At 62.3% G+C, this 20,293-nt stretch carries 21 protein-coding genes; 14 read left to right on the plus strand and 7 right to left on the minus strand.

Annotated elements, in window-relative coordinates:
• Position 1: 1 nt before the first annotated feature.
• From NKI24_RS18075 to NKI24_RS18130, 12 genes are all read left to right on the plus strand, one after another.
• Complete coding sequence (locus NKI24_RS18075; protein ID WP_352747111.1) at positions 2–961, plus strand: ABC transporter permease; 960 nt, start codon at positions 2–4, stop codon at positions 959–961.
• Positions 958–1,845 carry an ABC transporter permease gene (locus tag NKI24_RS18080; protein ID WP_352453580.1) on the plus strand — a complete coding sequence of 296 codons (888 nt, stop codon included), beginning with the start codon at positions 958–960 and terminating at the stop codon, positions 1,843–1,845. Before NKI24_RS18075 ends, NKI24_RS18080 begins: the two co-directional genes overlap by 4 nt.
• A gap of 199 nt (positions 1,846–2,044) precedes the next feature.
• Positions 2,045–2,614 carry an FMN reductase gene (gene msuE, locus NKI24_RS18085; RefSeq protein WP_352747115.1) on the plus strand — a complete coding sequence of 190 codons (570 nt, stop codon included), beginning with the start codon at positions 2,045–2,047 and terminating at the stop codon, positions 2,612–2,614.
• A gap of 27 nt (positions 2,615–2,641) precedes the next feature.
• Positions 2,642–3,742, plus strand: a complete 1,101-nt coding sequence (gene sfnG / locus NKI24_RS18090) for a dimethylsulfone monooxygenase SfnG (RefSeq protein ID WP_023722893.1) — start codon at positions 2,642–2,644, stop codon at positions 3,740–3,742.
• A 55-nt stretch (positions 3,743–3,797) separates the two neighbouring features.
• Positions 3,798–4,700, plus strand: a complete 903-nt coding sequence (locus NKI24_RS18095; protein WP_352747117.1) for an ABC transporter ATP-binding protein — start codon at positions 3,798–3,800, stop codon at positions 4,698–4,700.
• Positions 4,700–5,596, plus strand: coding sequence for a branched-chain amino acid ABC transporter permease (locus tag NKI24_RS18100; protein ID WP_352747119.1), 897 nt, complete (start codon positions 4,700–4,702; stop codon positions 5,594–5,596). The genes NKI24_RS18095 and NKI24_RS18100 overlap by 1 nt, the downstream gene beginning before the upstream one ends.
• A 3-nt stretch (positions 5,597–5,599) precedes the next feature.
• A complete protein-coding gene (locus NKI24_RS18105) occupies positions 5,600–6,637 on the plus strand; it encodes a branched-chain amino acid ABC transporter permease (protein WP_352517944.1) in 1,038 nt (345 codons plus the stop codon).
• A gap of 49 nt (positions 6,638–6,686) precedes the next feature.
• The gene (locus NKI24_RS18110; protein WP_352516270.1) at positions 6,687–8,018 is read left to right on the plus strand and encodes an ABC transporter substrate-binding protein; all 1,332 of its coding nucleotides are present in this window, start codon (positions 6,687–6,689) and stop codon (positions 8,016–8,018) included.
• Positions 8,019–8,082: 64 nt separating this feature from the next.
• Positions 8,083–8,874 carry an ABC transporter ATP-binding protein gene (locus NKI24_RS18115; RefSeq protein WP_352457044.1) on the plus strand — a complete coding sequence of 264 codons (792 nt, stop codon included), beginning with the start codon at positions 8,083–8,085 and terminating at the stop codon, positions 8,872–8,874.
• On the plus strand, positions 8,871–10,118 hold the full coding sequence (locus tag NKI24_RS18120; RefSeq protein WP_352457045.1) for an SfnB family sulfur acquisition oxidoreductase: 1,248 nt from the start codon (positions 8,871–8,873) through the stop codon (positions 10,116–10,118). The genes NKI24_RS18115 and NKI24_RS18120 overlap by 4 nt, the downstream gene beginning before the upstream one ends.
• A 33-nt stretch (positions 10,119–10,151) precedes the next feature.
• Positions 10,152–11,327, plus strand: a complete 1,176-nt coding sequence (ssuD, locus tag NKI24_RS18125; protein WP_023722900.1) for an FMNH2-dependent alkanesulfonate monooxygenase — start codon at positions 10,152–10,154, stop codon at positions 11,325–11,327.
• Complete coding sequence (locus NKI24_RS18130) at positions 11,324–12,226, plus strand: FAD/NAD(P)-binding protein (protein ID WP_352747124.1); 903 nt, start codon at positions 11,324–11,326, stop codon at positions 12,224–12,226. Before ssuD ends, NKI24_RS18130 begins: the two co-directional genes overlap by 4 nt.
• Here NKI24_RS18130 and NKI24_RS18135 read toward each other — a convergent pair.
• Complete coding sequence (locus NKI24_RS18135; protein ID WP_352747127.1) at positions 12,209–12,700, minus strand: hypothetical protein; 492 nt, start codon at positions 12,698–12,700, stop codon at positions 12,209–12,211. The two genes, NKI24_RS18130 and NKI24_RS18135, sit on opposite strands and share 18 nt — an antisense overlap.
• 69 nt (positions 12,701–12,769) lie before the next feature.
• Here NKI24_RS18135 and NKI24_RS18140 point away from each other — a divergent pair, with 69 nt between their 5' ends.
• Entirely contained in the window at positions 12,770–13,288 is a 519-nt protein-coding gene (locus NKI24_RS18140; RefSeq protein WP_352747130.1) for a flavin reductase family protein, read from the plus strand.
• A gap of 333 nt (positions 13,289–13,621) precedes the next feature.
• Here the strand turns inward: NKI24_RS18140 and NKI24_RS18145 are convergent, their stop codons facing one another.
• Complete coding sequence (locus tag NKI24_RS18145) at positions 13,622–14,239, minus strand: cupin domain-containing protein (protein WP_352747133.1); 618 nt, start codon at positions 14,237–14,239, stop codon at positions 13,622–13,624.
• Positions 14,240–15,714: 1,475 nt separating this feature from the next.
• On the opposite strand from NKI24_RS18145, the gene NKI24_RS18150 reads away from it, so the two are divergent.
• Positions 15,715–16,266, plus strand: coding sequence for a group I truncated hemoglobin (locus tag NKI24_RS18150; protein ID WP_352747137.1), 552 nt, complete (start codon positions 15,715–15,717; stop codon positions 16,264–16,266).
• A gap of 99 nt (positions 16,267–16,365) precedes the next feature.
• Here NKI24_RS18150 and NKI24_RS18155 read toward each other — a convergent pair whose 3' ends face one another.
• The 5 genes from NKI24_RS18155 to NKI24_RS18175 all read right to left on the minus strand — a co-directional run bounded on the left by NKI24_RS18155 (position 16,366) and on the right by NKI24_RS18175 (position 20,275).
• Complete coding sequence (locus NKI24_RS18155) at positions 16,366–16,959, minus strand: SOS response-associated peptidase (protein ID WP_352747139.1); 594 nt, start codon at positions 16,957–16,959, stop codon at positions 16,366–16,368.
• Positions 16,960–17,043: 84 nt separating this feature from the next.
• Complete coding sequence (locus NKI24_RS18160; RefSeq protein ID WP_023677413.1) at positions 17,044–17,226, minus strand: hypothetical protein; 183 nt, start codon at positions 17,224–17,226, stop codon at positions 17,044–17,046.
• Positions 17,227–17,566: 340 nt separating this feature from the next.
• On the minus strand, positions 17,567–18,094 hold the full coding sequence (locus NKI24_RS18165; RefSeq protein WP_352747142.1) for a hypothetical protein: 528 nt from the start codon (positions 18,092–18,094) through the stop codon (positions 17,567–17,569).
• 505 nt (positions 18,095–18,599) lie between these two features.
• Positions 18,600–18,800, minus strand: coding sequence for a CsbD family protein (locus NKI24_RS18170; RefSeq protein ID WP_023719429.1), 201 nt, complete (start codon positions 18,798–18,800; stop codon positions 18,600–18,602).
• A gap of 191 nt (positions 18,801–18,991) precedes the next feature.
• Positions 18,992–20,275 (minus strand): ROK family transcriptional regulator, encoded by a 1,284-nt coding sequence (locus NKI24_RS18175; RefSeq protein WP_352453632.1) that lies wholly within the window; start codon positions 20,273–20,275, stop codon positions 18,992–18,994.
• Between the last annotated feature and the right edge of the window lie 18 nt (positions 20,276–20,293).

Raw genomic sequence — 20,293 nt, forward strand, 5'->3', positions numbered from 1 at the left:
CATGCTGACCGGCCGCATTCTGTCAGCGCGTGTGGGCACTCTTGTCCTCACGCTGTGGCTTGTCAGTGTCCTGGTTTTCTTCGCCGGGCAGGTTTTGCCCGGCGATGTCGGCCGCGTGATGCTCGGGCCGTTTGCCGACGCGCAGGCGGTGGCGGAGCTGAACAAGCGGCTGGGCGCCGACCAGCCAGTTCTCGTCCAGTATTGGCTCTGGTTCAGCAAGGCGGTGTCAGGCGATTTCGGCACCTCGCTTTCGATGCACGCGCCGGTGGCCCCGTTCGTGCTGGGGAGCCTGAAGCGCTCCGCATCCCTTGCCGGCATTATTTTGGTCTTTCTCATTCCGCTCGGGGTTGGCGGCGGTGTCATCGCCGGTCTCAACGCCGGCCGCCTCATCGACCGGCTGATCGTGATGGCGGGCGTCTCCTTAGGCATCGTGCCGGATTTTGTGTCCGGCCTGATGCTGCTCATCGTTTTCGGCCTGTGGCTGAACTGGTTCCCGATCTCAGGCGTTGCGCCGGATGGCGCGGGCTTCTGGACGCAAGGCTATTATCTGATCCTGCCGGCGCTGCCGCTGGTGCTCAATCTTGCCGGCTACATCGCCCGGATGACGCGGGCCGGCGTGATCGAGGCGATGGCCGCCGACTACACACGCACCGCCGTCCTGAAAGGGCTTGAGCGGCGCGAGATCATCCTTCGGCACGTGCTGCGCAATGCGCTGACCCCGACCATCGCGGTGCTGGCGACGCAGACCGGATACATGCTTGGCGGGCTGGTTGTGATCGAAGCGCTGTTCGGCATCCAGGGACTTGGCAATCTGGTTCTGAACGCGGCCAAGGCGCGAGATTTCCCGATGCTTGAAGCGGGGGTGCTGGTGATGGCGGCAATCTTTGTTCTTTCGGCGGCGGCGGGCGACTTCGTGCTGGCCTTGCTCGATCCGCGGCAACGCCGTCGGACCTCGCCATGACGGATCTGACGGAGTTTCCCGCATCACGGCGCGCCGTGGCCGGTTTTCCGGCGGTGCGCAGGATCGGCAGTGCCTTCTCCGGACTGCCCCCATCGGTCGTGATCGGAACGCTGCTGCTACTGTTCTGGGTCGTATGCGCGGTAGCAGGCAATCTTTTCGTTCCGTATAATCCCTATGCCGAGGATTTTCTGGCGATGCTGACGCCGCCCGATGCCTCGCATTGGTTCGGGACCGATCAGCTCGGCCGCGACGTGCTGTCCCGCATTATCGTCGGATCGCGCGATATCCTGCTGGTCGCGCCGCTGGCGACGCTGGTCGGCGTTGCCGCCGGCAGCATCATCGGTCTGGTGCTTGGCTATTTCGATGGCCTCACCGATGCCATCGGCGCGCGGCTGCTCGATACACTGATGGCGTTTCCATTCATCGTTCTCGTCACCATGACGCTGGTGGCGATCGGGCCGTCGAACCTGACCGTCGTCCTGGTGATCGGCATCGCCTATGCGCCGCTGGTGGCGCGCACCGTCCGCGCCGCCGTGCGCGAGCAGAAGGAGCGCGACTATGTCAGCGCCGCCCGGCTTGGCGGCGAAGGCGCGCTCCCCATCATGTTCCTGGAGATTTTGCCCAACATCAGGGAGACGATCCTCATCGAGCTCGTCACTCGGCTGGGCTACGCGTTCTTTTCGATCGCGACGCTGAGTTTTCTCGGCCTCGGCATCCAGCCGCCTTCCGCCGATTGGGGACTGGCCGTCGCCGACGGCTACGGCTTCCTGACCGGCGGTAAATGGTGGGTCGTCGTTTTCAATTCCGGCGCGATCGTTTCACTGGTCATGGCAACGAACCTAATTGCCCAAGGCTTAGGCGCGTTTGAAAATGGTGATGGATGAATGCGAAGCCGTATTGATGGCCTGAGCTTCGGTCTGCTCGCTATACGGACATTGCTACGTCCATTAGCAGAACGGCATTTTTCTCCGCGAGGCCGAAAAATCGGAACGTAGTTCCTTATCTCTATAGATTTTATCGAATATCGTCTGCGCCGGTTTGGAAATGACCCGATGCGCATGCAGGGTCCGGGAGATTGACGAGTTGGGAAGGCTATCGGTTCTCGGAATATCCGGCGGCGTAAGCACACCATCGCGCACTACCGCGGTGGTCAACGCGCTGGTCAAGGCAGTCGCCTTGCGCGTCCCGGCATACACCGGCCTGATCGAAATCACCGAGGCGGCGCCTTCGATTTTCGCCGGGCTGTCTCGTCGTGCGCTCGGCGCGTCTGGCGAAGCGATCATCCAGCGTGTCGAGAAGGCCGACCTGCTCGTGGTCGGAACGCCGGTCTATCGGGCGTCCTACACCGGCGCTCTCAAGCACCTGTTCGACCTCGTCGATCATCGTGCACTGACGGGCAAGACCGTGCTTCTCGCGGCAACCGGCGGAAGTCCATACCATGGCCTGGTTCTCGAACATCAGCTCCGGCCATTGTTCGGTTTTTTCGGGGCCGTCACGGTCCCGACCGGCGTCTACGGCGCGCCCGACGATTTCGTCGATGCCAAGATCGTCGGCGCGGCGATTATCGAGCGCATCTCACGGGCCGCTACCGAAGCGATTTCCTTGCTTAATTCCAGTGATGCAAACACTGCCGTCGCCACGCGCGTCGGTTGAAGCCAATCAAAAGGGGAAACGAACGAAATGACCTCGAATTCCGACAACGTGAAATTCGCCTACTGGGTCCCGAACGTCTCGGGCGGCCTGGTCATCTCCAACATCGAGCAGCGGACCGGCTGGGACATCGACTATAACCGCAAGCTCGCCCAGATCGCCGAGGCCAACGGCTTCGACTACGCGCTGAGCCAAATACGCTTCACGGCCGGCTATGGCGCCGACAACCAGCACGAATCGGTATCGTTCAGCCATGCCTTGCTTGCGGCGACCACAACGCTGAAAGTCATCGCGGCGATCCTGCCCGGCCCATGGAATCCAGCGCTGGCGGCCAAGCAGATAGCCACCATCAACCACCTGACCAATGGCCGTGTCGCCGTCAATGTCGTCAGCGGCTGGTTCCGCGGTGAGTTCGCCGCCATCGGCGAGCTGTGGCTCGACCATGACGAGCGCTATCGCCGTTCGGAGGAATTCATCCGTGCGCTGCGCGGCATCTGGACCGAGGACAATTTCACTCTGAAGGGCGACTTCTATCGCTTTACCAACTACTCGATGAAGCCGAAGCCGATCGATCCGCAGCCGGAGATCTTCCAGGGCGGCTCATCACGCGCGGCGCGCGACATGGCTGCGCGGGTTTCCGACTGGTATTTCACCAACGGCAACACGCCGGAAGAGATCAAGAAGCAGGTTGACGACATCAAGACCAAGGCGAAGGCCAATGGCCACAAGGTCAAGATCGGCGTCAACGCCTTTGCCATCGCTCGCGAAACCGAGGCAGAAGCGCGCACCGTGCTCGACGAGATCATCGCCAAGGCCAATCCGGAGGCGGTGCAGGGTTTCGCCGATCAGGTCAAGAATGCCGGCAAGGCGTCGCCGGAAGGCGAGGGTAACTGGGCGAAATCCTCGTTCGAGGATCTTGTCCAATACAATGACGGCTTCCGCAGCAATCTCATCGGCACGCCGGAACAGATTGCCGAACGCATCCTCAAGCTGAAGGATGCCGGCGCGGATCTGATACTGCTCGGCTTCCTGCATTTCCAGGAAGAGGTGGAGTTCTTCGGCAAGCGCGTCATCCCTCTGGTGCGCGAACTGGAAGCGGCGCGCGACAGGGAGCTCGTCGCCGCGGAATAGGACACGCGCGGCCTCCAGGCCGCCGCCCGCACGCCTTCAAAATCAGGGACGTTTCATGATTGGTGCTTCGCTGGGAGCCGCCGCATACGAGCGCGCGCCCGAAATTTCCGGCATTCTTGCTGGTGCTGGTCCCGTCGAGGACACGCGCCTGGCGCGCCTGTCGGCAAAGGCTGATGCGATCCTGGCGCTGGGCGGGATCAGCATTTCCTTTGGTGGCGTCACGGCACTGCGGGATGTCGACCTCGAGGTCAAAAGCCGCGAGATTCGCGCTGTGATCGGTCCCAATGGCGCCGGCAAATCCTCGCTGATCAACATCATCAGCGGCCTCTATCACGCCGATCAGGGCAAGATCGCGATCGATAGCCAGTCCTTCTCCCGGGTGTCGGCAAGCCGTCTGGCACGGCTCGGCGTCGCGCGCACCTTCCAGAACCTGGCACTGTTCGGTGGGCTTTCAGTGCGCGACAACATCGCGTCGGGCCGCGTCCACACCCGGCGCGCCAGCTTCGTCGAACATATCGCCGGTCTACCGCGCGCCCGGCGCGAAGATGCCGCGATCGCTGAAAAGGTCGACCAGACAATCGCCTTCCTGCATCTCGAGGCCGTCGCCGATCGCCTGGTCGCAACGCTGCCCTACGGCCTGCAGAAGCGGGTCGAACTGGCGCGCGCGCTTGTCGCCGAGCCGAAGATCCTGCTGCTCGACGAGCCGATGGCCGGCATGACGGCGACCGAGAAGGCCGAGATGGCCGGTTTCGTGCGCGCAGCGCGCGACCGGCACGACGTCACCATCATCCTCATCGAACACGACATCGGCGTGGTCATGGGGCTCTCCGACCGCGTCGCCGTGCTCGACTACGGCCGCAAGATCGCCGACGGGACACCGGCCGAGGTCAGGGCCAATCCGGCGGTGATCCGGGCCTATATCGGCACCGCCGAAGGCGAAGATGGCGAGGGCATCTGATGAGCTACTATGATTTCCTCTTCGTCATCGAGGTGCTGGTCGGTGGCTTGCTCTCAGGCGTCATGTATTCGCTCGTCGCCATCGGTTTCGTGCTGATCTACAAGACGTCGGGCGTGCTGAACTTCGCGCAAGGGTCGATGGTGCTGTTCGCCGCACTCACCTTTGTCAGCCTTGTCGAACGCGGCATCCCGTTTGCGCTTTCAATGCTCATTACCCTCGCGGTCATGGTTGCGCTGGGCTTCACCATCGAGCTAACTGTGCTGAGGCCGCTGGTCAATCGCTCGCCGATGACGCTGTTCATGGCCACGCTTGGCCTGTCTTACATCATTGAAGGCGCTGCCCAGTTGGTGTGGGGCACGCAGGTGCACGGGCTCGATCTCGGCATCGACGACACGCCGTTCGAGGTCGGCGGTATCCTGATATCGTCGTTCGATCTTCTTGCTGCAGGCATTGCCGCGGCGATGGTCGCCGGCTTGAGCGCATTCTTCTATTGGACCCGCGTCGGCCTAGCGTTTCGCGCCGTCGCAGACGACCAGTTCGCGGCGCTCGCCGTCGGGCTGCGGCTGCCCCGGATCTGGGGAACGGTGTGGACGGCCGCGGGGTTCGTGGCACTGGTCGCGGGGCTCTTGTGGGGCGCGCGCCTCGGCGTCCAGTTCTCGCTGTCGCTGATCGTGCTGAAGGCGCTGCCGGTGCTGGTGCTTGGCGGCTTCGATTCTATCCTCGGCGCCATCGTCGGCGGCCTCATCATCGGCGCCAGCGAGAAGCTCGCCGAGGTCTACCTCGGACCCTTTGTCGGTGGCGGCATCGAAGGCTGGTTCGCCTATGCGCTGGCGCTGGTCGTCCTGCTGGTGCGCCCCTCCGGCCTGTTTGGCCAGAAGACTGTCGAAAGGGTCTGACCGATGGCCGTGCAAGCGCTCGATGCCGCAAGGCTTCCCATCGACTGGCAGAGGTTAGCTCTGCCCGTCGCCCTGATTGCCGTGGCCTACGGCCTGATCCCCGCCTATGCGTCGAGCTATCTCGTCGAGGCGATCCTGCTGCCGTTCCTTGCGCTCAGCCTGGCGGCGGTCGGCCTCAACCTTTTGACCGGCTATTGCGGCCAGCTTTCGCTGGGCTCCTCCGCCTTCATGGCGGTCGGCGCTTTCGCCGCCTACAATTTCAACCTTCGGGTCGAAGGACTGCCGCTGGCTGCGACCATGATCCTGGCCGGGATTTCAGCCGCCGGCATCGGCGTCGTGTTCGGATTGCCGAGCCTGCGCCTGCGCGGCTTCTATCTCGCCGTCTCGACGCTCGCCGCCCAGTTCTTCGTGCAGTGGGCGCTGACCAAGTTCGGGTGGTTCTCCAACGACAACCCTTCCGGGGTGATCTCGGCGCCGCACCTTGCCGTTGCGGGCTTCTCGCTCGACAAGGCGACGGGCCGCTACCTGCTCTCGGTGACCACGGTCATCGTGCTCACGGCGCTCGTCTGGCGCCTGGTCAACAGCGCGACCGGCCGCAATTTCATCGCCGTGCGCGACAACGAAACCGCCGCGCGGGTGATCGGCGTCCCTGTGCTGAAGACCAAGCTGCTCGCGTTCGCCATCTCGTCCTTCATCATCGGCGTCGCCGGGGTGCTGTGGGCCTTCACCTATCTGCGCACCGTCGAGCCGGCCGGCTTCAATCTCGACCGCTCGTTCCAGATCCTGTTCATCATCATCATCGGCGGGCTGGCCTCGATACGCGGCGCCTTTCTGGGAGCGGCGTTCATCGTCGTCTTTCCGCTCATCCTGTCGCGGCTTGGCGCCTTCCTGTTTGGCGGACTGTTCGATTCGGGTGTTCTCGACATGAGCCAGCGCATCGTGCTCGGCGCGCTCATCATCATCTTCCTCATCGCGGAACCGAACGGGCTGTCGGCCCTCTTCGACCGCCTGAAACGACGGATCGGCTCAAGGTCCAGCTGAGCGCCGCTCGACATCCTCTCACGGACCACAACCTCAGGAGACGCAATCCATGACCTTCTTCAGTCACCTCAAGAAAGCGGCGATCGCCACGGCCTTCGTCCTCGGCGCGACGGCGGTCCACGCCGACGAGCAGTATTTTCCCCTGCAGAGCTACCGCGTCGGCCCTTATGCCGCCGGCGGCACCGGCTTCTTCGGCGGCTTCATCGACTATCTCAACCTGATCAACATCCGCGACGGCGGCGTCAACGGCGTCAAGCTGACCTGGAGCGAGGGCGAGACGCAGTATGAGGTCGAGAAGGGCGTCGAGGTCTATGAACGATTGAAGAGCAATCCCGGCATCGCCGCCTGGAACCCGCTTTCGGTCGGCATCGCCTATGCCATGATCGACCGCATCACCGATGACAAGGTGCCGCTGATCACCATCAACCACGGCCGCACCGACACCACGGACGGACGCGTGTTCCCTTACGTCTTCCCGCTGCTGCTCAATCCGTACAGCGAGACCTCGGGCATCGTGAACTATATCGCCTCCAAGGAAGGTGGCCTCGACAAGCTCAAGGGCAAGAAGATCGTCGTGCTCTATCACGGCTCGCCCTATGGCAAGGAGACGATTCCGATCTATGAGCTGCTGTCGCAGAAATACGGCTTCGAGCTGTCGCAGATCGAGGTTCCGCATCCAGGCAACGAGCAGCAGGCGCAGTGGCTGACGATCCGTCGCGAGCATCCCGACTATGTGGTGCTGCGCGGCTGGGGCGTGATGAACCCGGTTGCGCTCAAGACCGCGCAGAAGACCGGCTTCCCGGCCGATCACATCGTCGGCAATGTCTGGTCGAATTCGGAAGAGGATGTGATCCCCGCGGGCGATGCCGCCAAGGGCTATACGGCCATCACCACCCAGGCGTCAGGCGAGCAGTATCCGGTGGTCCAGGAGATCGTCAAAACGGTCTACGGCGCCGGCAAAGGCAATCTCGAGGAAAAGAGCCGTATCGGCTCGGTCTACCACAATCTCGGCATCGTCAACGGCATCCTCAATGTCGAGGCGGTCCGCATCGCGCAGGCCAAGTTCGGCAACCGCACGCTCACCGGCGACGAAGTCCGCTGGGGCTTCGAGCATCTCAAGCTCGATCCGGCACGCGTCGAGGCGCTGGGCGCCAAGGACCTGTTCCACTCGATCAACGTCTCCTGGGACAATCACGAAGGTGACGGCTACGTGACCTTCCAGCAGTGGGACGGCAAGAAGTGGAACGTCGTCTCCGACTGGATTGCGCCCGACTGGAAGCTGCTGCGTCCGATCATCGAGAAGTCGTCCGAGGCCTATGCCAAGGAAAAGGGCATCAAGATCCGCACGGCCGAAGACGCCGAAGCAGTGGTCAGCAACTGAAGTCAAACAACTCGCGGCCGGCCCCCGGGCCGGCCGCGATTTCCTGCCTATTGCGGAGTCATCGATGTCCAGCCCGGAAAATCCGATCCTGTCGGTCAGTCGCGTGGAGGCCGTCTACAACGGCGCCATCGCCGCCCTGCACGGTGTCGACCTGTCGGTCGGTAAAGGCGAGATCGTCGCACTGCTCGGCTCCAACGGCGCCGGCAAGACGACGCTGCTACGCGCCATATCCAATCTCCTCCCGGCCGAGCGCGGCACCGTTACCGCTGGCCGGATCACTTTCGACGGCGAGGATGTCTCCAGGGCAAGCCCCTCTCACCTCGTCCGCAAGGGTCTGGTCCAGGTCCTCGAGGGCCGACACTGCTTCCGCTCGCTGACGGTCGAGGAGAACCTTCTGACCGGCGCGCTCGGGCGTTCGTCCTCCCGCACTGGCGTCAAGGCCGACCTCGACCGCGTCTATGCGCTTTTCCCCAGGCTCGCCGAGAAGCGGCGAACCCGGTCCGGCCTCACCTCCGGCGGCGAGCAGCAGATGACGGCGATCGGCCGCGGTCTGATGTCGCGGCCGAAACTGTTCGTGCTGGACGAGCCTTCGATGGGGCTGGCGCCGCTGATCGTCGACGAGATTTTTAGCGCTTTGAAGCGGCTCAATCGGGACGAAGATCTTTCGATCCTTGTCGCCGAGCAGAATTCGGCAGTGGCGCTGAAATATGCCGACCGCGCCACCGTGCTCGAAAACGGAAAGAGCGTGCTGGAAGGGTCGGCCGCCGACCTGCGCCAGCGCGACGACATCAAGACCTACTATCTCGGCGGCACGCCGCTTCCATCGCAACATTTTCCCCAGGAGACCGCAGCATGACCATCCAATCGAAGCAGCCGTCCGATACTCGCAGCGCCGTCCCTCCGGTCGAGCGTCCGTCGGCCAGAGCGCATGTCATCAAGACCGATGCCGAGGCGATCGCTGTGGCGGAAAAACTGGCCGCAGACTTCGCCAAGGACGCCTCCAGGCGGGACCGCGAGCGCATCTGGCCGAAGGAAGAGCTCGATGCGTTTTCGCAGAGCGGCCTGTGGTCGATCAACGTGCCGAAGGCCTATGGCGGACCGGAACTCTCCTATGTGACGCTGTCGAAGGTGATCACCATCATCTCGGCGGCCGATCCGTCGCTCGGCCAGATTCCGCAGAACCATCTCGGCGTCGTCGCCGCCATCCGCACCGTCTCTGACGAGGCCCAGAAGCAGTTGCTCTTCGCCGAAGTTCTGTCCGGCACGCGGTTCGGCAACGCGTTCTCGGAATTCGGCTCCAAGCGGGCGGCCGATTTTGAGACCAAATTCGTCGACGCTGGCGACCACGTCGTGGTCAATGGCCAGAAATTCTATTCAAGCGGCGCGCTGCTCGCCCATCTGGTGCCGATCGTGGCGCTCGATGACGAGGGCCGGGCCTGGTATGCCATCGCCGATCGCGGCGCGCCCGGACTGACGGTCATCGACGACTGGTCGAGCTTCGGCCAGAAGACGACGCTGTCCGGCACAGTCCTGCTCGACAATGTGAAAGTGCCGAAGACGCATCTCGTCCCCGGCTACAAGGGCTATGACCGGGCGACGGCCGACGGCGCCATCTTCCAGATCATCCAGGCTGCTGTCGATCTCGGCATCGCCAACGCGGCGATCGACGAAACCGTCAGCTTCGTGCGCACCAAGTCGCGCGCGTGGATCGACAGCGGCGTCGATCATGCCTGGCAGGATCCCTACACTATCCAGGCCGTCGGTGACCTTCGCCTGCGGGCCAATGCGGCGCAGGCCGTTCTGGACAAGGCAGGGCTGGCGGTCGACCGCGCCGTGGCCGATCCGAACGATAAGACCGTCGCGGAAGCGCAGATCGCGGTTGCCGAATCCAAGATCCTCACCACCGAGATCGCCATCAACGCCACCAACAAACTGTTCGAACTCGCCGGCACGCGATCCACACTGGCCGAGCACAATCTCGACCGGCACTGGCGCAACGCCCGAACCCACACGCTGCACGATCCGGTGCGCTGGAAATACGCGATCCTCGGCAACTATTACCTGAACGACGTCAATCCGCCGCTCCACGCCTGGAGCTGAGCGAGAACGCCGTAAAGTCACAAAGGACTGTTCATGAGCACTGCCATCCCCGACAGGATCAAGGTCCTGTGGTTTCTCCCGACCCATGGCGACAGCCGCTATCTCGGCACCTCCGAGGGGGGCAGGGCGGTCGACCTGCCCTATCTGACCCAGGTCGCCAAGGCCGCCGACGCCATCGGCTATTACGGCGCGCTGCTGCCGACCGGCCGAAGCTGCGAGGACAGCTGGGTCGTGGCGTCGGCGCTGGCGCCGTTGACGCAGCGGCTCCGCTTCCTCGTTGCGGTGCGGCCGGGCCTGCAATCGCCGACGCTTGCCGCGCGGATGACCTCGACGCTCGACCGCATTTCCGGCGGGCGCCTGCTTATCAACGTGGTCACCGGCGGTGACCCGGTCGAGAACAAGGGCGACGGCATCTTCCTCAGCCATGATGAGCGCTATGAGGTGACGCGGGAGTTTCTCGATATCTACAAGGCCGTGCTCAGCGGCGAGACCATTGCCTTCGAAGGCAAGCACTTCCGCATCGAGGACGGAAGGCTGCTGTTCCCGCCTGTGCAGACCCCGCATCCGCCGCTGTATTTCGGTGGCTCGTCGGAGGCGGCCAATGCGGTCGCCGCCGAGCAGATCGACAAATACCTCACCTGGGGCGAACCGCCGGCTGACGTCGCCGCCAAGGTCGACCATGTGCGCGGCCTTGCCGAGAAGGCCGGACGCCAGGTGAGTTTCGGCATCAGGCTGCATGTCATCGTTCGCGAAACCAATGACGAAGCCTGGGCCGATGCCGACCGCCTGATCAGCCGCCTGGACGACAAGACGATCGCCGAGGCGCAGAAGGTTTTCGCGCGCATGGATTCCGTCGGCCAGTCGCGCATGAGCCGGCTGCATGGCGGCCGTCGCGACAAACTCGAAATCAGTCCGAATCTGTGGGCCGGTGTCGGCCTGGTGCGCGGCGGCGCCGGCACCGCTCTGGTCGGCGATGCGGCGACGGTGGCGGAGCGCATCGACGAATACCGGCGCATCGGCATCGATACCTTCATCCTGTCCGGCTATCCGCATCTGGAGGAAGCCTATCGCTTCGGCGAACTGGTGCTGCCGCTGTTGCCGCTCGATCACGAAATCTCGACGCGGCCGACGGCGGTTAACATGGGCCCCTTCGGCGAAACGGTGGCCGGCGACCATCGCCCGTCGTCGCTGCGCGCGAGCCAGTCTTGAGCGCCAGCGAACCGATCATAGCGATTGTCGGCGGCGGCTTTTCAGGTGCGGCGACTGCGTTTCATCTGGCGCGGCTGCTGCCGGCCAGTGCATCCGATATCGTGGTCGTCGAGCCGCGCGAAAGGCTCGGCTATGGTCTGGCCTATTCGACCACCGATCCTTCACACCGCATCAATGTGCCGGCCTCGAGGATGACGCTGATCTCCGGCCAGGATAGCCACTTCGCCGACTGGCTGCAGCAGAGCAGCGCTATTGTGGGGGATGTCGAGGCTATTGCGGCCAACGGCGCGATCTACCCGCAGCGCCGTGTTTTCGGCGGCTATGTCGAATCCCATCTCCAGCCCTTTCTGCTCAGCAAAACGATCCGCCATGTCAGGTCCGCCGTCGCATCGGTCGAGCGCACCGGCGAGGGCTACCGTCTGATCCTCGCTGATGGCGGGACGCTCGCTGCCGACGCCGTGGTGATTGCGACGACGCATCCGCCGCCGGCCTTGCCGATGCCCCTGAAGTCCGTGGCTGGCACAGCCGGGCTGGTGGCCAATCCCTATGATCTCGAGAGGCTGGAAGCGATCGGCCGCGACGACCGTGTCCTGGTCGTTGGCACCGGACTGACGTCGGCGGACGTGATTGCGACCCTCGACCGCAAGGGGCATCGTGGCCACATTGTCGCGCTGTCACGTCATGGCTATCGCTCGCGCAGCCACGCCTCGACACCGGCCGATCCAGTCGGTGATTTCACGACCCTTCCTTCACGCAGCGCAACGGCACTGTTCAAGCGCATCCGGGCCACGATTCTTGATGCCAAGCGTCAGGGCGAAGACTGGCACCCGGTGCTCGATGCCGTCCGGCGTCAGGGACAGGCCATCTGGCAGGCCTTGCCGCTAGCCGAGCAGCGCTAGGTTGTGCGTCATCTTCGCGCGCTGTGGGATGTGCATCGCTTCCGCGTTGCGCCACAGATCGCGGCCGTGCTCGATCGCCGCGCTGCCGAGGGCAGGCTTTCCTATCGCGCCGCATCGATTGTCGGCGCCGAACAGGTAGACGGATGCATTCGCGTCAGGCAGCGGCTGCGTGGCCAACGCAGCCTCGTTGTCGATGCTTTCGACAGTGTGATCGTGACGACCGGACCGGCGCACGCCGATATCTTGCGGACCAACACGGCGATTGCGGCGCTCGCGCGGATGGGATTGGTCCGGCTCGATCCGATTGGTCTTGGTTTGGATACCGACAGCCAAGGCCGTGCGGTCGGCACATCCGGGCGCCCGACCGATAGCATTTTCGTCAGCGGGCCACTGGCGCGAGGCAGCGTCGGCGAACTGATGGGAATTCCCGAAGTCACCGCACATGCCGAGCGCATCGCCGCCGAAATTCACCAATGGTTGGGATACCAAACGGCGTTGCGTCGCAAGGCGTCGTGAAGCTGCAAACACGATGAGGCTATCCAGATGACACTGACCGAACGCGTTCCCCTATTGGAAACCTTAGTGGAAACCCGGGTTCCCCTGAAATTTGCGATGCGACACCTGGCCGGAGCTGTCTCCGTGGTCACCGCCGGTGTTGGCGACGAACGGACGGGCGCAACCATTACCACCGCCCATTCCCTATCGGTCGAACCAGAGGTGATGGTTGTCAGCATCAATCTGAACTCGTCTACCTGGGCAGCCATCAGCCGGCATCGGCATTTCTGCGTGAATGTGCTGCGTGCCGACCAGATCGCGATTGCCGACCGCTTTGCCGGGCGCGGTGGCCTGAAGGGGTCGGCGCGCTACGAGGGCGCTCGCTGGTCCAGCCTTGCAAGCGGCGCACTGGCACTCGACGAGGCGCTTGCCGCGGTCGACTGCGCGGTTGAGGATACTATTATTCGCCACAGCCACGCGCTGATCCTCGGCAGCGTCCGGCATGTGGTGAGCGGAGAGCCCGGCCCGGCGCTGATCTATCATCACGGCGCATACGGATCGTCGTAAACGTATTTCGGTTCCTGGTGCTTGGCGGCGCGGTGAAGGTCCAGGCATTCAAATTAGGGCTTGATCTAGAATGCCTTGGAGAGAAAACAGTAAAGGGGAGGCGGGTCTTTTGGCGTCCAGCCAGAACCGCAGGCTAGAAGTGATTCCCAGCCATTTTGTCGCCCGTCACAATGTTACAAAACTCATCGTAAGTAGTTGATTTTATTATAGATACCTAGAGTTCAATCCTCTCTCGCAGCACCATCGAATTCAGCATGCACCTGTTAGCGTCAACTGGTCGCCGACTGTCTGCAACAGGTGGAGAGCGGAAGTATCATCCCGGGAGATGTCGCCTCAATCGAGGCTGGCCGGCGACGAGAACGGCTGATTGGCGTCGACCACGAAGATGGCCAGCTCATCGAGATCGGTTGTGCCGGCGCTGAACACCTCCATCGGCGTGTTGGCCCCGTGTCCGATCATTGCCGTGCCAGCTTCAGCATAGGTCACTCCGTGGGGCGTTCTCTGGCCGAGCTTGCCGGCCAGCACATAGAAGGCCTCCGGTCCCGGATGCGTATGGATCTTCGTCTTGACGCCGGGCGCTCCACCGGCGCGGTTGACACGCAGCGAATACTCGCTTGCGCTGATCGGAGGGATCGGTCCGATCTCGACGACCTTGGTTCCGCCGGTCGTAGAGCCGTCCTTCGGTCCAAGCGTGAACAGCCAGACCTTGCCTGCGATCTCTGCCGCAAGCGAGGTCGGGCCTGCCGCGCTTTGGGCCTGCGCCAGCGTTGGCAGATTATCCAGCCGCCAGTACAACGGTCCGGAGGGCAGTTCCTTCACCTTTTTCTCAACCACCGGCTCGACGGCGAATTTGCTGTCTGCGGGCATTGCGGCTGACCTCATCAGCCCGAAAGCACGCATCGAGAATATAAGCACGCCAATACGACGGGCGCTGAGGGAATGCGGCTTCATGATTGGTCCTCCCTTTCATGGTCGTCCCCTCGCCCCAATATTAGCTATAGCATATGTACCGCCTTACGGAACGGACCTAGTTTCGGGCCAGCTAGAGCGCCTGCCGCCAAAGAAAATGATGCCAAATCGCCTAGGGAGAGTTCTCAGGTATTGGAACTAGGTCGTCGCGGTGGCATTGGCTGCGATGACGAGTGCCAGCAGCGCAAGGCGTGGCTCCTCCGTTGTCAAATGGGTAGCCGACGACCCCGTTTAGAGTTCGAAGCAGTCTTGCCCGCTGGCTACTGTGTCTGACGTGAATCCAACGGTCCAGCCGTCCAAAATCGATCCGCGCATGGCAGCCAGAGCCGTTCGGGCGGGCGCTCGAAAATGCCTGAGGTGCCAAGCATCTCGCCATGTTAGGAAAATGCCAAGGTCGAGGCTCGCATGCGCCATGATGCGCGTGGGGAATGCATTCTGGTCTGCCCCTGCTGCAGGCGGCTTAACAAGGCTTGCAGCCGGGAACAATCGCTCAATGACTCGCGTTTCTTGCGAAGACCCGCTTCTTTTGCACGGGCAGCGGCCTCGAAGGCTCGCAAATGTCGCGCCGGCGTTTCAATCGCACTCGCCTCAGCCCTCACGATTTGGCTATTTGTGAACGCGTGTTTGATCAGGTTTGCGCAGATGAGCACATTGACCCTCTAAGCCTGGATGCCGAAGCCTTGGCGGTGATGATTGTCGCAATCTTCCGAAACGTGACTACCAATGAGCGCGAACTGCTGGAGGAAGTTAGGTCTCTTCGTCGCTCAAAAGGCGCAGAGAAGGAGCACTAGCTAGGCGGTGTTCCGAGGCGAATTGTTCTAGTCCCGCATTGGCACAATCGGATTGGCATCTGAATTGCCCATTGATGATCGCCAGAGTGTAGCCACCGAGCTTGCGAAGGGGATGGAGATGGGTTTGGCCGAAGACTTATCTGATGTCGCGCTCACATTCGAATGTCCGGATTGCTCACACCCGGCGGTAAGAAAGGGCTCTGCACTAAGAACAATCGCGCACTTCAGATGCGACGGGTGCAACGCCAAGGTGCGGATGACCTATCCGCAGAAGCTCGCGATCTTCGAAAAGCACAAGCTATTGGCCGCAAGCAGCCGGCAAAGCCGCGGGAAGCGATTGTACGCCCCCTACCGGGGCTGATTGCCGCCGACAACAACACGACACAGAAGGAAAATGCCCAAGGTCAGGGGCACAGATGCGGCCGAAGTGGCTTCGCGACCTCTGCCGCGTGCAGCGACGCCTGCTAAGCCTTCCTCATCCGCGCGGCCTTCTCCCCTTTTGACGCATGTTGACCATGACAATGCGCCCAATCGGAATAATTCGGGCGAACGGCTCGTTAGTTCGTTAGACGGTGCTAAACTACGGCAAAGTGTCCGAACGTCATTTCATGAAGCCCGCCAGACAGGCTGCGGCTCGCTCTGGCCTAACCGCGAAGGGAACCAGGAATGAAAACGGCTGTTTCGACCTCTTTGACAAGACGAAGTGTTGTCGCCGCGCTGGCGCTGACCGCGGCATCGACGGCGGTATTGCCTGCCGACAACGCGCTCGCCCAGGCCAAGAAAACCACAGCTGAGAAAAGTCTGTATGAGCGGCTGGGCGGCGTGTTCGCCATCGCAGCGGTGATCGATCATTTCAGCGACGCCGTCGTGAAGAACCCGATCGTCGGCCAAAAGTCCAAGAATCCGCAGCTGCGCAAATGGCACACCAAGAACCTGGAAAGGTTGCCCGGCCTTAAGTTCATGCGCACGCTGTGGGTCTGCGACGTTTCTGGCGGGCCCTTCAAGTTCGTCGCCACCAAGCCCGGCACGACGCCGCTCGATCTCGAGGAGGCGCATCGCGACCTGCGGATTTCCCCCGCGGAATTCGATGAGGTCGCAGCCGAACTCGGGCGGACGTTGGATCATTTCAAAATTCCGAAGCCTGAGAAAACCGAAGTCCTGGAAGCTTTCGCCGCCCACAAAGACGAGGTCACCGCCGGCTACGTCAAGCCGGGCTGAAGCGCTTATATCGCGCGGGCATTCGTTCTGAGCATGGCGCGCATCGCCGTGACGATGCGGCGCGGCCGTAGCTCAGCGCGCGCAGTCTTCCGGTGGATCCTACTCGGAACCTGCGCGAACTGTTTCCGCGCTGAGCGACCCTTCCGGCAGTGGCAGCATGAGTTCAGCCTCGGACTTCGTCAGATGGATCCACGCCGCCCAGTCCGATGGCCGCAGCACAACCACTTGCCGATTGTGATATGGCGCGACATCCGGCCCCGGATCGGTCGTCAGCATCGTGAACGTCGGCGGCTTGTTGCCGACACCCTCGCGCCACAGCCCGGCAATCGCCATGAACGAATGGCCATTCAGCGTGAACCTGTGCTTGGTTTTTGGATATTTCGTTCCCGTGAATTCGAAGAATGCCGACGCCGGAACGAGACAGCGCTTGCTGTTGCCGAACTGCCGGCCCTCCGAGCGAAAGTTGAATACAGGTCCGCCTTTTGGCCCGGCCGGGGGAAAGCCGAACGTCATCGACGCCAGTTCGATTGCGTCGCCGGCAGCCCGCATTACAGGCGCGGGGTCGTTGATGTGGATGTCATCCGCCTGCGGCAGATCCAATTCGGTTTGATGGCTGGGGATTTTGAGCGCCAGCGATTCCATCGTCCGGCAGTATTCGGCCCAGGCGATGTGCTGCTCGTAGTCATTGCACATGGAAAGGCTCCGTACGCTCGACCGAGATCAGTTCAACATAGCGTTTATCGGTTGGCGCCGATTGCTGGCGGATTTGATATAAGCCTATTTGGGCCGGCGTGCGGCAGCGATGGCCTGCAACAGATTGATGCTGTTCACGTCGGGTTCGCTGGATGCGGCAACGGCAAGTGCGGCGGCCTCGGCTATTTTGGCGACGTCGTCGCTGCTGATCGTTCCGCGCTTTTCCAGCAGATTTACGAGTTCGACAACGAGAAGAAAGGCGTTCACACCATATCGTTCGGCTCTGAGCTCGAACTCGCCTCGAGCCAATTTCTCCGCGTCTCCTTCAGCCCGTTTGTCCACGTTGGCGTCCTCTCCTATGGCTACAAGCTATTAACGCTTAGCACGAATGGTTTAATCCTTCGAACTGGCCACAACCTTCGCCAATTGCCGGGCATAGTGTCGCCGGTGGCAAGGGCATGGGTTCAGCCAAGGATGAGACCAACCAACAGAACGGTAAGAATAAAGGACAACACGACGGCAAGTAGCCCGCATGCTTCCAAAGTGTTGGTTTGCCAAGCTTTCGTCGGGCGCCTCCGGTTTGAATTCCCGTTTCGCGAAACAAACTTCATCGGGCACCAGATCGGACGCGGAGCCGGCTTGAATTTGGCAAAGCGCTCCTCTTCATCGGCCCGGAAGGCATCTCCGCGAAACTCCGGAGCACCGTATGCGCGGCGCCTGCCTGCCTTTCATCGACGCGGGCCATCACCAGTACGACACCTTCTGCGATCTTCGGCTTGCGCGGCTTCTGGGCGAAATTGGCGAAAGTTCCGAGAAGCACGCCGGCAAAGCCGCCCCAAGCCGCACCGACCAGGGCCATGCCGGTCATCCCCGCAGGATCAACGCCTTGAGCTCCAAAAGCGCTGAAGCCGGCCAACAGACCAGCCGTCGCGCCAAGTGCGGCACCAGCGACGGCACCCCGCCAGAGAGCGCTCATCTCATCGTCGTAATATCCAGCAACGCTGATCGGTTCATCATTGTCGTTGTAAGATCCGACCACGCTGATCTGGCGGCGGCGAATCCCGGCAGCCTGAAGTCTGGCCACGGCACGTGCTGCCTGGGCATGGGAATTGAACAGCCTGCTGATCGTTTGCATTTACGCCCAGGCCCAACGCCCGTTCGGAGCGTCGGGCCTCTCCTCCCTGGCTTGAACTCTTCCGCCCGGACGCATCTTCGTCGCGCCAAAGCTCACCACAACGTGAGCCAGCCGTCTACGTTCCTCAGCCGGGGCTTCGGTCCAACCCCAGAGCGTCTTGCTTGGGACCTAAGTCTGACCAGCTTGGGCGTGCTGAGGCCATGCCGAGCGGGGACGGTCGCCGGCTCGAAGAGAGGGTTCAGATGCTATCGCAGACCCAAAAAGCTCAAAATGACTATTACGATCGCGATCGCGCCGACCAGCCAGATAATGTTGTTCATGATTACGCTCCTTCGCCTACGGGCTGGGCACGCCGAGGCGAAGCCCGCCACGCAAGTAGAACATCAGATATGGCTCAAGCATCCTCGCGGGCCTCGCTGTCGAAAGAGCCCACCGCACCAGTCGGCACGGGCGACGCAGAGTTTCACCCCGGTGGTGGGCAGCAAACGGCATTGCATCCAAAGGCTCAGCTGATGCTTCTGGACCAGTTATCAACCTGGCGCTCCGCCTCTTCCTTGGCAATGCCATATCGCTCCTGGATGCGTCCCAAGAGCTGGTCTCGGTTGCCCTCGATACGATCAAGATCGTCGTCGGTGAGGTCACCCCACTGCTCCTTCGCCTTGCCCTTGAACTGCGTCCATTTTCCCTTGATTTGATCCCAGTTCATATGTTCCTCCTTGCTTCCTGGGCCCGCACTGAAGCGGAGCGCGGACCGATCAGCATTCGATGTCGGTAATGAATGAAGATTAGCAGCCGCTAAAGGTTCCGGTGCCGGCGCAAAAAGCCCGCCGTGCCCGTGCCTGACTGTGAGCTGATGTTGATGATGTCCGGAGCTTGATGCTCTTTCGCGGCACTATCTTATGCCGTTGAAGGCGCTGACCTTCTTGCTGGTTGGCCTTGGCTGGCAAGCCTCGAAAGGCTACCCGGCAGCATTGTTCTGTCCTTGCCGATCATCAGCACGCCGCTGTCGGGCGCCAACAGTGCCGAGAACGGCAGCATCGCCGCGCCGATCGGCGAAGCCTCGGGGCCGAATTGTCCCGACACGATTTCCGGCGCCACGATGCCGATGGCGCTGATCCTGTTGAACTGGGTCTGCACCTTTGCCAGCAGCTCGAGATGAATCGGCCGCGGCAGGATGCTGTCGAGGACGATCGCCTCGATGTCGATGACGGAAGTGATGGCGATGATCGCCTCGACCAGCGCATTGGCGCAATCGTCGATCCATTCGGACAGCGGTTCGCGCGCCCCTGGCGGCAAGGGGTCGAGTTCGCGCACGCGGTTGATCTCGATGCCGCGCGATTTGAGATGATTGACCAGCACATAGATCGAAGCGCGATGCAGCAGGCTCTGGTAGCGCGCCGGCTTGGCCGCCACCGAATCGAGGCTTGAAGGCGAGACCGGCAAAGGACCGAGCGCGGCGCTGTTGCCGTGCGGCCCGGTATGGACCTTGCCGCCTTGCACCAGTCCACCGCCGACAAAGGTGTCGATCGAGATATGCATGAAGTCGCGGAACCGCGCGCCGGTCCCCTGGATGAGTTCGGCGAGTGCGGCCGATGATGCGTCGTTTTCCACGAAGACCGGGGTCTTCGGCTTTGTGGCGAAGAACGTCGTCAGATCGATTGCTTCCCAGCGGCTGCCGAGATCGTCGGGAAAGCCGAGCTCTTCGCTCCAGCCGCCGAGGAAATATGGCGAGGCGATGCCGACGCCGACGATGCTGGCATCGCCAAGCCCCTCGACCAGCTTGTCGAAATTGGCCAGCGACATGTTGCCGGCCTTGAGCACCATGTCGGGATCCGGAAAGCGATATTCGTGCGACTCGCGCGAGCGGACCTCGCCGGCAAAGTCGACGAGCACGGCTTCCAGCGCGCGCCGGCCGATCTTGATGCCGACGCTGTAGATACGCTCAGGTGCAAGTCGGTAGAGAGTGGATGGCGATCCGCGTTGCCCGAACCTTTTCCCCACTTGCTTTACGAATCCGGACGACTCCAGCCCGTCGACAATGGTGGCGACCGCGGCCGGCGTCAGATTTGCGGCGCGCGCCAGATCGGACTTGGATGCCTCCTTCAGGCGGCGAATGGCGTCAAGCACGAAGCGCTCGTTATAATGCCGAACCTTGACCGAATTGCTGCCTTTTCCGGACAAAACCGGCGCCTCCCCATT

The sequence above is a fragment of the Mesorhizobium sp. M0701 genome (assembly GCF_040320365.1).
Lineage (GTDB): Bacteria > Pseudomonadota > Alphaproteobacteria > Rhizobiales > Rhizobiaceae > Mesorhizobium.

What these genes read in the sequence shown, in the direction of transcription:
- NKI24_RS18075 (WP_352747111.1), top strand. Translation starts at nt 2, where the DNA reads ATGCTGACCGGCCGCATTCTGTCAGCGCGTGTGGGCACTCTTGTCCTC.
- NKI24_RS18080 (WP_352453580.1), top strand. Translation starts at nt 958, where the DNA reads ATGACGGATCTGACGGAGTTTCCCGCATCACGGCGCGCCGTGGCCGGT.
- sfnG (WP_023722893.1), top strand. Translation starts at nt 2,642, where the DNA reads ATGACCTCGAATTCCGACAACGTGAAATTCGCCTACTGGGTCCCGAAC.
- NKI24_RS18095 (WP_352747117.1), top strand. Translation starts at nt 3,798, where the DNA reads ATGATTGGTGCTTCGCTGGGAGCCGCCGCATACGAGCGCGCGCCCGAA.
- NKI24_RS18100 (WP_352747119.1), top strand. Translation starts at nt 4,700, where the DNA reads ATGAGCTACTATGATTTCCTCTTCGTCATCGAGGTGCTGGTCGGTGGC.
- NKI24_RS18105 (WP_352517944.1), top strand. Translation starts at nt 5,600, where the DNA reads ATGGCCGTGCAAGCGCTCGATGCCGCAAGGCTTCCCATCGACTGGCAG.
- NKI24_RS18110 (WP_352516270.1), top strand. Translation starts at nt 6,687, where the DNA reads ATGACCTTCTTCAGTCACCTCAAGAAAGCGGCGATCGCCACGGCCTTC.
- NKI24_RS18115 (WP_352457044.1), top strand. Translation starts at nt 8,083, where the DNA reads ATGTCCAGCCCGGAAAATCCGATCCTGTCGGTCAGTCGCGTGGAGGCC.
- NKI24_RS18120 (WP_352457045.1), top strand. Translation starts at nt 8,871, where the DNA reads ATGACCATCCAATCGAAGCAGCCGTCCGATACTCGCAGCGCCGTCCCT.
- ssuD (WP_023722900.1), top strand. Translation starts at nt 10,152, where the DNA reads ATGAGCACTGCCATCCCCGACAGGATCAAGGTCCTGTGGTTTCTCCCG.
- NKI24_RS18140 (WP_352747130.1), top strand. Translation starts at nt 12,770, where the DNA reads ATGACACTGACCGAACGCGTTCCCCTATTGGAAACCTTAGTGGAAACC.
- NKI24_RS18145 (WP_352747133.1), bottom strand. Translation starts at nt 14,239, where the DNA reads ATGAAGCCGCATTCCCTCAGCGCCCGTCGTATTGGCGTGCTTATATTC.
- NKI24_RS18150 (WP_352747137.1), top strand. Translation starts at nt 15,715, where the DNA reads ATGAAAACGGCTGTTTCGACCTCTTTGACAAGACGAAGTGTTGTCGCC.
- NKI24_RS18155 (WP_352747139.1), bottom strand. Translation starts at nt 16,959, where the DNA reads ATGTGCAATGACTACGAGCAGCACATCGCCTGGGCCGAATACTGCCGG.
- NKI24_RS18165 (WP_352747142.1), bottom strand. Translation starts at nt 18,094, where the DNA reads ATGCAAACGATCAGCAGGCTGTTCAATTCCCATGCCCAGGCAGCACGT.
- NKI24_RS18170 (WP_023719429.1), bottom strand. Translation starts at nt 18,800, where the DNA reads ATGAACTGGGATCAAATCAAGGGAAAATGGACGCAGTTCAAGGGCAAG.